We start from the raw sequence: 13011 nt of genomic DNA, 5'->3' as shown, positions 1-13011 counted from the left end.
CGGTATCCAATGCCGAGGAATAGTTGTCCTGAGCCGCTTTCTTCTCCTTCTCAAGTTCCTGGTGCCCCAGTTGCAAAAGCTGGTATTCCTCTCCCAGCTCAGAATTCAACACAGCCTCCGTGGCAGCGGGATTGAAATTGAGGGGAGAGGTATTGTACTGGTAAAATACAAATACCATAACACCCACCAATAGGATGAAAAACTGCATGGGAATCTTGAAAACGGCGTTAAAAATGAGCCCTAACTGACTTTCTCTAACCGATTTTCCAGATAAATACCGCTGTACCTGGCTTTGGTCTGTGCCGAAATAGGCCAGTGCGAGGAAAAGCCCACCGGTAATACCGCTCCAGAAGGTGTACCTGCTCGAGGTATCCAAATCGAAATTGAGGATTTCCAGCTTACCACTTGCCCCGGCGATTTCCATGGCTTTATCAAAGGTGATGTCTGTAGGCAGGTAGCCCAGGATGAAGAAAAAAGCCATGATCATCCCGGTCATGATGATAAACATCTGCTGTTTATGTGTAACACTTACCGCTTTTGTACCCCCGGAAACGGTGTAAATAATGACCAGGACCCCGATAATGATATTGAGGGTTTTCAGGTCCCAGACGAGCACAGCTGACAAAATAATGGAAGGGGCAAAAATGGTGATCCCTGCGGCCAGTCCGCGTTGGATAAGGAAAAGAATTGCCGCCAGCGTCCGCGTTTTCAGGTCGAACCTCTTTTCGAGGAATTCATAAGCGGTGTAGACCTTTAATTTGTGGTACAGGGGAATGAAGACGATACAGATAATGATCATGGCCAAGGGCAGGCCAAAATAAAACTGCACAAATCCCATTCCGTCGTGAAAAGCCTGGCCGGGAGTAGAAAGAAAAGTAATGGCACTTGCCTGGGTCGCCATTACCGATAATCCGATGGTCCACCATTTCGCCCGGTTCCCACCGAGCACATAGTCCGAAACATCCTCGCTGCCCCGTGTTTTCCATACCCCATAGGCGACTATGAATAACAGGGTTCCTGAGAGAATGATCCAGTCGATTACGGCCATATCAGAGGTATGCGGTCATGATTAGATAAAAGAAAATAATATACAGGGCGTTGAGAACCAGCACCAGTGTATATGTCTTTTTCCAGATAAAATTGTGTTTCATGCTATCCCTTTATATCGGATGTCTTTTCCATTTTGTGCTTCCCCAGCGAAAGCAAATTGGAAAACAATTTATACGCTCCGGGAACTCCGGCGGGCAGCTCTCTGAAGAAACTCAGTCCTGTGTAAATATAATAGCCCTTTCCATACGGAGCTACCAGTAAGCTGCCTTTTTTTGGATTTTCCCCCTCGTCGTGCATGGATAGAATGGGCGTAAATCGGTTGTCCCATTGATTTGGGAAATACAGTCCTCGTTCCTGCACCCAACCCTCAAAATCCCGACTACTGATCTTATTCGGGAAATTCAGAACGGGATGTTCGGGAGCAATCAGCTGTACCTCGGAATGCTCATCGGTTACACGGTCCCGGGACAAAGTTAAGGGATAGGGGGCAAGGTCATCAAAAGGCCGGTCCCGCCTTCCCGCAGTATTGTACTGAAGAATAAGGGTGCCCCCATTCCTGGCGTATTCCAGGAGAAGGGGCTGTTTTAATTTTAATTCATCAGAAACGTTGTAGGCCCTGATCCCAACAACGATAGCATCAAAGGCATCCAACGATAGCTTTTGGATCTCTGAAGGGTGGATGCGATTCACCTGGTAGCCAATTTGCTCCAGACTTTCGGGCACCTCGTCTCCTGCACCTTCGATATATCCGATGTTTCTTCCTGCTTTGTCTAAATCCAAACGCACTACTTTGGCTTCGGCCGGCAGCAGAACAGATTGTTTGGGAATGTGGGGGTAGGGGATTACTTCAAGCTGATGGCTGAGCTCCTTTCCATTGACCCGGATCAGTGGCTTGATGTAGCCTTCATCTTCTTCCTGTGGTGGAGTTAGTTGGTACAGCAGTGTTATTTCCTCTCCCTTTCTGGAAATTGAAAATTGTTGTTTTTGTTGAGCTACTTTCCAACCGGGTCCGGGAGACAATTCAAGTTCTCCAGACAACTTGTCTTTATGAGCAATTACGGTTACAGGTATTTCCCTGGGTTCGCTATTGTTGAAGATGATCACTTTATCTTCAAATCTGACAGTCGCCTCGGGAAGCACAGCCAAAGGTTCGTATAGTTCTCCTTTGTCTGGCCGGGAATATCGGTAGACCACGTCTCTTTCAAACGTAATGGGTAAGCCCGCTATGGTAAGATGGAAATTGGCCTTGAGCACTACTGGTGTTTCGGGTCTTCCGATTAGTGAGGTGTCGTCTACCTGGTACATCCCAAGAGACCCTTTTTTTGAAAGCCAGTAGGGACTCGAGTACGGTGCGGTATCCACGATTTTAGTTTCCGTTTCAAAAACTACCTTCTCATTGTAGTTTAAATCCTCATTCCTGGGTACATTGTGTCCACTGGAGAACTCGAGGGAAAGGAATTTTACCGGTGTTTCGCTTCGGTTGAGGGCTTCAATACCCAGGGTTACAAATGATCCTGGATTTGCCTCGGAATCCCTGGCAGATACTTCCAGGTACATACCGGATACAGCAGTGATCAATTCTTTGATCTGTTGGGTTTTTACCTTCCTCCAGTGGGCATCCTCAATTTTCGAGATCAATTGATATGCGTTCATCAGTGCAGGCAGGTGCTCGGTAGGGTCTTCAAAATTGAAGTTTTCCTCGATCTCATAGAGTAGTTCACCTATGGCTTCCCCTTCGGATATGCGGGTCCAGCTGGTATTAATGCCGTCAAAAAGGTCTTCTTTATTGGCAGGAAGGTCCCCTTCCAGTAATTCCACGTATTCGGGTTCTGTGCCCCTGACAGAAAGCCGTCCAAAGCCCTGGCTGAGGTGCTGGCTGCTCGCCTCGGCTGCAATTTCGTTGTTGGATTTTCCCAGGAAGGGATAGTAGGTGCCCACATCAAGTTTGAGCATTTTTTCCTTATTGGCTTTTTCAAAGTTCTCCGGACTCCCATAGAACCACCAGGAGGTATTAAAAAAGATCCTTCGGGTTTTCCAGGGTTGAAGGGCATCCAATTGATCGGGATATGCAGCGGGGCTCCCTGCTAAGGTAAAAGCTTCTGTGCTGAGCATGGCCGAGGAGGTATGGTGGCCGTGGGTAGAACCCGGAGTGCGGTGGTCGAAGCGATTGATGATAATATCTGGCCTGAACTTCCTGATGACCCGTACTACGTCCCCTAATACGGCTTCCTTATCCCAGATTCGCAGTGTTTCGTTTGGGTGTTTGGAATAACCGAAATCATTTGCTCTTGTGAAGAATTGTTCTCCGCCATCTACCCTGCGTGCAGCAAGTAATTCCTGCGTCCTCAACACCCCTAAAAGTTCCCGTAATTCTGTCCCGATCAGGTTCTGGCCCCCATCTCCCCGGGTGATCGACAAATAACCAGTACGCGCATGAACTTTGTTGGAAAGGTAGGAGATCAAACGTGTATTTTCATCATCCGGATGGGCCGCAATATAGAGTGCTGAGCCCAGAAAGTTCAGTTTTCTGAGCAGTTGATAGGATTCTGATGAGGTATATTTTTTTGGGGCCTGCGCAAGGGTTGCTGTAAAGACAAAGAAGCTTCCCAGCAGTAACAGCAAGGGTTTTCGCATAGACTGATCTGTTTGATGGTATCCAAAGATAGCAAGAATAGGCCCCCTGCTGGTTTATTTTGCACTTCTTTAACAGGCGGTTAGCTTTCCTTACGGAAGCTTCAGCATGCTTCTTTGTATGGAATCCTTATTGCTGTTCATCCGCCAGTATGGCGCCTTGATGGTTTTGATCTTCCTGGCCCTTGAGGTCAGGATTTTTGCATTACTGCCAAAGCCACTCCTGAAGGTATCTGTCCATTCTTCAATACCATAGGGGAATTGCTGCGCATAGATAATCTGAAGTGTGCGACCCAGTTCCGGGTATTCCAGGGAATAGGTGACCCGTCCGTCTACAGTTTGTTTGCTGCCAACTGCTTCGTATGCTTTAATAGGAATATGGCTCACCCTAATAAACTCCAGAGATGGCAGGATTTTGAATTTTCCCGTAGGCAGCTGTCCGGGTTGTATTCGTATCATGTTCCACAGCTCATCTTCCAGCACAGTTTTTTCCACCGACAGTTGTTGATCAGCTTCTCCCTCAAAATAGGAATGCGACATGATATCAAATTGCTCCCTGTTGTTCAATTGAGTATACACCTGTCCACACCACTCCTGAACAGAATTAGAGACTTTTACGGCATGGCCATTACCACTCACGGGATAGAAACTACTGGTCATGATAGAGTAGGGGTAAATCCCTGTAAGGTATTTTTTAGTAGTATTTAGTTTCAATACCGGTATATTTCCAGGCCGGTCATAATCTGCCTTTACCTGTTTCACGGCTGAAAAAGGTTCTGTTACAAAAACATGTACGGCGTGCCCTTTCCGGATTTCCCCATAACGGGCTTGTTCCAGTTCAAAGCTGCTGATCTCGGCTTCTCCCTGATACCAGTACTCCTTGAACTCCCGGGTGAGACTATTCTTTTTTGAATTGTGGTTCAGAGCTACCTCAATTGAGGCTCGAACAGTACCTGGTTCACTTGCCGATGCAGCATCGTGACAGGAAGTTAGAACGAGTAGCCCAATACTGGTGAAGGTGAATGCAGCGAGTGCTGCAGCTATCTTTTTCATCATTGCTTTTTGTGCAAAGATATCTTGATCCACTCATAACACCATGTCCCTTAACGTTTTATAAGGTTTTTGGTTGGGCAACTCCACTCAAGATGACGCTGATCATTTTCATAGCCTTCTCTATGTCCTATTTTGGTAGTAAGATTTTTCCGAACGTACACTGAGGATTTAACCTAAAAAGAGAACATGAACGCCTTTCAGACAACCCTGCTCATAGTTGCAGCTGTATTGATCATTTACCATTTTATACTTCGGCCTGTAATCTTAAGAAGAGGGGTTACAAAAAATGAAGCCCGGAGAAAATTCCCTGGGGATGAGCTCATTTCTCCAAAACGCTTTCGCTCGACTATGGCTGCCAATATCAACGCTACACCGGAAGAGATATGGCCCTGGTTGGTACAGGTGGGATGGGGAAGGGCAGCTTTTTATTCATATAATGTAATTGAATCCCTTTTTAGGATGGACCTCCAAAATGCAGATCATGTTCATCCGGAATGGCAGGATATACATGTGGGCGACACCTTCTGGATGAGTCATCCAAGGCAGAAGGATTTGTTTCCCTTGGCAAGAGTTGAGAACGCACATCCTCCTAATGAGCTGTCATTTTCTTTGTACTGGCCATCAGACGCGGATACCAAACCCAGCGGGGTCTGGTCTTTTATCCTGGAGCCCATTGATGAAAATACCACCCGACTTATTTCGCGTCACCAGGTTACTGCTCATTCAATAAGAGAAAGACTGAGAGTTTACTTTTTCATGGAGCCTGCACATTTTGTTATGCAGGAGGGCATGTTTAAAGGGATAAAGAAGCGTATCGCTGCACCCAAGCTAAAACATGCGGATCAATTACAGGTTTAAGCCGCAAGATGTTTGTCGCGTGTAGGGAGGGTTATACTGTAGTTTGGCCCAAAGCATCTGTTAAGGCGTTGTATAACTTCTGGGTGGGAAGCCCAACAACATTGGTGTAGGAACCTTTGATCTCTTGTATTCCGATTATTCCCAGCCATTCCTGTATGCCGTAACCACCGGCCTTGTCAAAGGGCTTGAAAGTTGCAATGTAGTGATCGATCTCCTCTTCGGTCAGTTCTGCAAACTTTACCGATGTTTGGTCGCAGATGATACGGCCCCCCTTCGTAGTAGTCAGGCATACAGCCGTTATCACCTGATGGGTATCCCCAGACAGGGCGCGCAGCATTTCTTTTGCCTCTTTTGCGTTCTCCGGCTTTTCAAGGGAATTTCCCTTGTGCCAGACAACGGTATCAGCGGTGATCAAGAGTTCATCTTCCTTTAACTCATCATGCAGTGCCTTGGCCTTTTTTTGGGCCAGAAAACTTGCGATCTCTTCGCCTGAGAGGTGCTCCGGGTAGGATTCTTCCACGGATTTGACACGCAACTCAAAGGATACGCCCATTTCTTTGAGCAGTTGCTGCCTCCTGGGAGAGCCCGAAGCCAAAACTACCCGATAGGGGTTTGGTAATTCCTTAAACATAGGCTAATCGTTTTTGGCGCTGAGGTTGTCGCGCCAGTCCCCTTTCACCTTAAGCACCTGTTCAATAACATCTCGCACACAACCTTCAGCTCCGGAATGCGGAGAGATGTATTTACAGACTTCCTTAATCTCCGGAACGGCATTTTGTGGACAGGTTGGCATCCCGACTATCTCCAGGCAAGGCAGGTCCGGCAGGTCATCCCCCATATACAGGACGGTGGCAGGGTCAATCTCATATAATTCCAGATACTCCTTCATAACTTCTATTTTGTGATCTGCACCGAGGTAAATGTCGGTAACCCCCAATCCTTTAAGCCTTTTTCTGACGCCTTCGTTCGTGCCACCTGTGATTATACATATGCGGTATCCCTTTTTCAGGGCGGTTTTTACGGCGTATCCATCCTGTATGTTCATTTTACGCAACAGTTCCCCATCTGTGGTAATCAGCACGGTCCCGTCTGTAAAAACACCGTCAACATCAAAGACAAAGGTGTTGATGTTTTTTAAATAGGTTTTATAGCTAGCCTCCATAAGTTGTCCGGATTGATTCACTCAATAACGAGTAGATTTCTTTGTCTATTTTGTCAGGTATGATTTGCAGATGCTTTTCCTGTGTTTGTTTGTCGTTCCGCCTTGCTGGGCCCGTTTGTGCATCGTAGGGAGTAGTATGTTTACTCAGCTTTCCAACAGTCTCTGATAGCAATGGTATAAGCAGTGAAAAAGGCAAATTATTTTTTTTGCAAACCTGTGATGCCTTGTACAGCATATGGTTTGTGAAATTATTAGTATACACAGCAGCCAGGTGCATGGCCAGACGCTGTTCGGATTTCAAAGGAATACAGACTTGTGAAATGGCTTTTCCCAGGTTCAAAAGCTTTTCTCGGACCATTTCCGAGCTACCCTCATAACAGATGGGCACCGAAGAAAAGTCAATGGTTCTTCCCTTGGTAAAACTCTGCAATGGATAAAACACACCTCGATTTATATCTTCCGGAAGTGCATCAAGTCCCACAGCTCCTGAGCAGTGCGCCACGACAGCACTCTTATCTGTAACATATTGTGATACAACACTTATAGCATCATCACTTACAGCAATGATATAAATATCAGCTTTTGTAAGCTGATCTGGTTCCTGAGTGATATTGGTTCGACCTTTAAAGGCTTCCAAGCCTTTTGCAGAACGACCAAATACCTGTATCACCGTGATGTTTTCACTACGGGTAAACGCTTCAAAGAGATGTGTTGCCACGTTGCCCGTACCGAGTAGTACTACTTTCTGCATGGCCAAAAATACAACTTTTATCCGCCTGGCCCTTTTGAATTATTAACAATTCTGTTCAACTTTTTATGGGCTTTTATCCCATGTTAAGCGGGAAAAAGGCCTTATTTTTACCGACTCAACCAAAGCTGTTTCCCGAAGATGCAAGACATACTGAAGAAGACCCTTTTCTCAACGAGATTAATGGCAGTACTGTTTATCGTATTTGCTACCGCCATGGCTTTTGGTACTTTTATTGAAAGCTGGTACAGTACCCAAACGGCCAGGATTTGGATCTATAATGCCTGGTGGTTTGAGGCGATCATGGCTTTTTTCCTTATAAATTTCATAGGCAATATTAAACGATATCAACTATTAAGGAAGGAAAAATGGGCCGTACTTACCTTACACCTTTCCTGGATCCTCATAATTGTAGGGGCATTCATCACAAGGTATTTTGGATATGAAGGCATGATGCCCATTCGTGAAGGCAGTACTGAAAATGTTTTCTATTCCGATAAAACCTTCCTCACCGCCCTTGTGGATGGGGAGATTGAAGGGGAACCCATGAGAAAAACCTTCCAGGATGAACTGATGGTTACTCCGGAAGCCCTGAAAACCAATCTACCCTGGGACTTTGATTTTAATGGCCAGGACTTCACCATTTCCTATGTGGATTTTATTGAAGGAGCTAGAAAAGGTTTTGTGCCTGATGCAAATGGGGAACCCTATTTAAAGATCGTGGAATCCGGCGGGGGTGGCCGGCACGATCATTATGTGAAAAGCGGTACGGTTACCAATATTCACAATGTACTTTTTGCCCTGAACAAGCCCACAGAAGGGGCGGTCAATATTTTTGCACGTGATACCCTGTACCAGATGCAATCTCCTTTTCCTGGGGAGTTTATGCGGATGTCTGACCAGTACAACGGGGAGGTTATCCCGGACAGTTTACAAACCCTTCAACTGCGTTCGCTCTACAATATGGGAGGCATGCAGTTTGTGATCCCACAGCCCTTGATCAAAGGGAAATACGATGTTACCCCCATACCTGAGGAAGAGAAAACGGAAAATGACCAGGATGCTCTTGTTGTAGAAATTGCTGCCAATGGGGAAAAGGCGCAGGCCAAACTCATGGGAGGGCGTGGAACGGCCACCTATTCTGACAGGATCAATGTTGGCGGTCTCGATTTTACCCTGGCGTACGGCTCCAAGGTATATCAGCTCCCTTTCAGTATTCGCCTTAACGATTTTATAGCGGAAAAATATCCTGGTACGGAGAAAGCTTACGCCTCTTTCATGAGCAAGATCACGGTAAATGATGATCGGGCGTTCGATTACGATATCTATATGAACCATGTCCTCGACCACAGGGGCTACCGTTTTTTCCAGGCCAGTTTTGACCAGGATGAGAAAGGAACGGTACTCTCAGTAAACCACGACTTCTGGGGTACCTGGGTTACTTACATTGGTTATTTCCTGCTCTACATCGGTCTATTGGGGATCATGTTTTACGGAAAGACAAGGTTCAAGGACCTGGCCAAAGCCCTTGACAAACTTAAACGAAAAAAGGCAGCACTGACCACATTAGCGCTCCTGTTGCTTTCATCCACGGCCTTTGCCCAGGACACCTCTGGCGGTGAGGAACACGTGCACACGGCACCACCCACACAGGAGGAAGTGGATTCCCTAATCCTGCAAACAAAAGTGCCGGAGGAACACGCTGCACTTTTTGGAGAGTTGATTATCCAGGACGACGGGGGAAGAATGAAACCCATTAACACCTTTGCCTCTGAGCTCTTGAGAAAGCTCAGTTTCAAGGATTCCTATAAAGAGTTGGATGCCAACCAGGTCTTCCTTTCCATGATGCTCAACCCGGCACTATGGTACAATAACGAATTTATTGCCCTGGACAAAACGGCCCAGAACGACAGTATCCGCAAGATCATTGGTATTCCGGAAGGGAAAAAGTTTATCAGGGCAACAGATTTCTTTGATGAAAGCGGGAGAAATAAACTCGGGCCTTACCTGCAGGAGGCATTTTCGACCAACACCCCGAATAAATTTCAACAGGATTTTAAGGATGCTTATTTCCGCCTGAGTTTGCTGGACCGCGCTTTAAGCGGTGAAATCATCAAGATCTACCCCTTGCTGAACGATGAAAATAACAAATGGATTTCCGCAGTGGAATACCGGGCAGGCCGTTTCCAGGTAGGGGACAGCCTTTACAGCAATTTTATCAGCAATAGTATTCCCTACTATCTGATGTCCTTGCGAGAAGCCCAGTCTACAGGTGACTACAGCCAGGCCGATAACCTCTTGAATGCCTTCCACGTAAACCAGGAAAATCACGGCAGCGAAGTGCTCCCTTCCAGGAAAAAGGTAAAGGCAGAGATCATCTATAACAAACTCGATATTTTTAACCGCCTGTACAAATGGTATGCCCTGGTGGGTATTCTCATGTTCTTTGTGCTTGTATTCCGGATTTTTAAAGAACGGGAGATATGGAAAGTAGGGACCTACTTTTTTAAAGGGGCGATAATTATCTTTTTTATCTGGCATACCGCAGGCCTTGTAATGCGCTGGTACATCTCCGGGCATGCTCCCTGGAGTGATGCCTATGAAAGTATCCTGTATGTCTCCTGGGCTACGCTCGCCATGGGCCTTTCCTTCGGGAGGAAGAGTGATCTTACCATTGCTGCATCGGCCTTTGTGACCTCCATGTTGCTCTGGATCGCCCATCAGAGTTGGGTAGATCCGGCCATTGCCAACCTGGTGCCCGTGCTGGACAGTTACTGGCTCATGATTCACGTGGCTGTGATCGTGGGCAGTTACGGCCCGTTGACGGTAGGGATGATCCTTGGTGTGGTGTCCCTGCTACTGATCATCCTTACCAACCGAAAGAACAAAAAACGTATGGAGCACAACTTGAAGGAAATCACTGTGATCAATGAACTTGCATTGACCGTTGGTTTGATTATGCTCACCATTGGAAATTTCCTTGGCGGGCAATGGGCCAATGAAAGCTGGGGGAGATACTGGGGATGGGACCCCAAAGAAACCTGGGCCCTGATTTCCATTATGGTATATGCTTTTGTCCTTCATGCGCGACTCGTTCCCGGCTTAAAAGGAAGGTGGACCTTCAATTTCCTGAGCATCATCGCTTTCGCCAGCATCATGATGACCTACTTTGGGGTCAACTTCTATCTGGTAGGGCTGCATAGTTATGCCAGCGGTGCCAAGGTGATCACCCCGACCTTTGTCTGGTATACGGTTTTAGGCGTAGTGATCCTGGGAGCGGTTAGTCTATGGAGGTATCGTGTTGTCTACAAGAATAAGTAATGCTATTGCTTACGGGATAATCCGTAATCCTTACTTTTTGGAAAATTAGTTCTACCACTATGGCCAAGTTAAAGATCAAATGGAATTCTGAGCGCATTCTCAGCTTGAGTGCAATGAGCATCAGCTTTATCACCCTGATCATCTTCATCTATCAGACCAACCTGATGAGTAAGCAAAATTACCTCTCAATTTTACCGTATTTGCAACTGTCTACTTCCAATGATATCGAAAACAAGACCTACACGCTTAGCATTCAGAATTATGGTGTGGGCCCCGCAATTATCGAATCCGTTAAATTGCAGTATCGGGGACAGGAGTATGATCTAAAGGATTATGGCCATTATTTGTTCAATTTTTTGATCGCGCAGGATGCCGCATTGGATAGTTTAGCATATTTTGATAACTCCTCATTAGATCCAGGTATGGCTATACCACCTAATAGCACGTATCGTATTTTTCAGGCAACCTCAGCAGATGATTACCAGTTGTTTCTTTCCAGGTTGGCCTCAATAGAGGAAGGACTGAACTACGAGATCCGATATAAGTCCATGCAGGATGAACATTGGGTGATCCACAACGATTCAGAGGGACCGGAAAAACTGGATTAATTACTTAGTTAGACCCTAATAAAAAGGGTTCAGGAATCCCCAATCGTTCTAGTAAATTTTACTTCTTCGAAAAAAATTGCATCTTTGTGCCGTTATGAAGTGCTAGAAATTATGTTCACCACAGATGTCTTGCCGGCCATTGCCACCCGATAAACCCCTGCTCTTTGGGGGTTCCAAGACGCTCTTTACCTAACTACATAATTTCATTTCATGACTTCGAATAACAATTCCATAAAAAAATTTTTCCGCTATTTCATCATCGCCGTAACCGGCAGGGAAACGGAATTTACTTCTGGTAGTATCCGAAAGGCCATCTTCATGCTCTCCATTCCCATGATCCTGGAAATGATGATGGAATCAGTCTTTGCCGTTGTGGATATTGCCTACGTATCCCAGGTAAGCGTCAACGCAGTAGCTACTATAGGGCTTACAGAATCGGTAATTACCCTGGTGTATGCCATTGCCATCGGTTTAAGTATGGCCGCTACAGCAGTGGTCGCCAGAAGGGTAGGGGAAAAGAACGAAAAAGGTGCCCGTGAAGCAGCCATGCAGGCCATTTTACTCGGGGTGTTTGTAGCGGCAGGTATCGGCGTGCTGGGCTTTTTATACTCTAAGGAGATCCTTGCACTGATGGGAGGTGAACCCGACCTAATTGAAGAAGGCTACGGGTATACCAAGTTACTAATTGGGGGCAACATTACCATTGTGCTGCTATTTTTGATAAATGCCATCTTCAGGGGGGCAGGGGATGCTTCCATGGCCATGTGGACGCTGGTGTTATCGAACACCCTGAATATCATCCTGGACCCTATTTTTATTTTCGGACTGGGGCCAGTTCCCGAATTCGGGGTTATGGGTGCAGCCATTGCCACCAATATTGGGCGGGGTACAGCTGTTGTATTCCAGCTGGCTATCTTATTCTATGGATGGGGTCGCATCAAATTGGGGTTGCAGGATATAATGCTGCGGCTTAAGGTGATGTTCAATCTGGTCCAGGTATCACTTGGGGGCATTGCCCAGTTTCTTATTGGTACCTCCAGCTGGGTGTTTTTAATGCGGATCATGTCAGAATTTGGAAGTGAAGTACTGGCAGGATATACCATTGCCATTCGGGTAATGATGTTTACCTTCATGCCAGCCTGGGGAATGAGCAATGCTGCGGCTACCCTGGTTGGACAAAACCTGGGGGCCCAACAGCCAGATCGCGCAGAGAAATCTGTATGGCTTACCGGAAAGTACAATGCCATATTTATGCTGGCCGTTTCTATCCTATACCTGGTCTTTGCAAAGGAGATAATTTCACTTTTCAATGATACTTCCCTTGTTGTGCAAAACGGGGCCCTTTGCCTTCAGGTGGTTGCGGCAGGATACCTCTTCTATGCCTATGGTATGGTAATTTCACAGTCGTTCAACGGGGCAGGGGATACACGGACACCAACAAAGATCAATTTTATTTCCTTCTGGATATTTCAATTGCCTTTTGCCTACCTGGCTGCCATTACCTTTGAATTGGGGGCCCTTGGCGTTTTTCTGGCCATTACCCTTGCCGAGGTGCTGCTCTCTGTTAGTGCCATCATCTG

At 46.4% G+C, this 13011-nt stretch carries 10 protein-coding genes; 4 read left to right on the top strand and 6 right to left on the bottom strand.

Annotation, left to right across the window (positions count from 1 at the left end; translation table 11 throughout):
• From AC4E7D_RS05300 to AC4E7D_RS05290, 3 genes are all read right to left on the bottom strand, one after another.
• Positions 1 to 1048 (bottom strand): sodium:solute symporter family transporter (locus AC4E7D_RS05300; protein ID WP_490172771.1); only part of this gene is annotated, 1048 nt, incomplete at its 3' end.
• A 104-nt stretch (positions 1049 to 1152) separates the two neighbouring features.
• Positions 1153 to 3684 carry a PIG-L family deacetylase gene (locus AC4E7D_RS05295; protein WP_490172770.1) on the bottom strand — a complete coding sequence of 844 codons (2532 nt, stop codon included), beginning with the start codon at positions 3682 to 3684 and terminating at the stop codon, positions 1153 to 1155.
• A 90-nt stretch (positions 3685 to 3774) separates the two neighbouring features.
• Positions 3775 to 4734: a septum formation inhibitor Maf gene (locus AC4E7D_RS05290; protein ID WP_490172769.1), complete on the bottom strand. Its 960-nt coding sequence runs from the start codon at positions 4732 to 4734 to the stop codon at positions 3775 to 3777.
• Positions 4735 to 4920: 186 nt separating this feature from the next.
• On the opposite strand from AC4E7D_RS05290, the gene AC4E7D_RS05285 reads away from it, so the two are divergent.
• Entirely contained in the window at positions 4921 to 5592 is a 672-nt protein-coding gene (locus AC4E7D_RS05285) for an SRPBCC family protein (RefSeq protein ID WP_490172768.1), read from the top strand.
• A 31-nt stretch (positions 5593 to 5623) separates the two neighbouring features.
• Here AC4E7D_RS05285 and AC4E7D_RS05280 read toward each other — a convergent pair whose 3' ends face one another.
• The 3 genes from AC4E7D_RS05280 to AC4E7D_RS05270 are packed head-to-tail and all read right to left on the bottom strand — an operon-like array spanning position 5624 to position 7505.
• Complete coding sequence (locus tag AC4E7D_RS05280) at positions 5624 to 6223, bottom strand: Maf family nucleotide pyrophosphatase (protein WP_490172767.1); 600 nt, start codon at positions 6221 to 6223, stop codon at positions 5624 to 5626.
• 3 nt (positions 6224 to 6226) lie between these two features.
• Positions 6227 to 6754: a KdsC family phosphatase gene (locus AC4E7D_RS05275; protein ID WP_490172766.1), complete on the bottom strand. Its 528-nt coding sequence runs from the start codon at positions 6752 to 6754 to the stop codon at positions 6227 to 6229.
• The gene (locus tag AC4E7D_RS05270) at positions 6744 to 7505 is read right to left on the bottom strand and encodes a Rossmann-like and DUF2520 domain-containing protein (RefSeq protein ID WP_490172765.1); all 762 of its coding nucleotides are present in this window, start codon (positions 7503 to 7505) and stop codon (positions 6744 to 6746) included. Before AC4E7D_RS05270 ends, AC4E7D_RS05275 begins: the two co-directional genes overlap by 11 nt.
• Positions 7506 to 7643: 138 nt before the next feature.
• Between AC4E7D_RS05270 and AC4E7D_RS05265 the strand changes: the two genes are divergently transcribed.
• From AC4E7D_RS05265 to AC4E7D_RS05255, 3 genes are all read left to right on the top strand, one after another.
• Complete coding sequence (locus AC4E7D_RS05265) at positions 7644 to 10823, top strand: cytochrome c biogenesis protein (protein ID WP_490172764.1); 3180 nt, start codon at positions 7644 to 7646, stop codon at positions 10821 to 10823.
• Positions 10824 to 10882: 59 nt separating this feature from the next.
• Positions 10883 to 11431 carry a hypothetical protein gene (locus tag AC4E7D_RS05260; protein WP_490172763.1) on the top strand — a complete coding sequence of 183 codons (549 nt, stop codon included), beginning with the start codon at positions 10883 to 10885 and terminating at the stop codon, positions 11429 to 11431.
• A gap of 210 nt (positions 11432 to 11641) precedes the next feature.
• Positions 11642 to 13011: MATE family efflux transporter (locus AC4E7D_RS05255; protein ID WP_490172762.1), on the top strand; the 1370-nt coding region annotated here is incomplete at its 3' end.

This window comes from Lentiprolixibacter sp. (assembly GCF_982873095.1).
The sequence above is the reverse complement of the archived record's forward strand: the minus strand, read 5'-3'. Positions and strand labels throughout refer to the sequence as shown.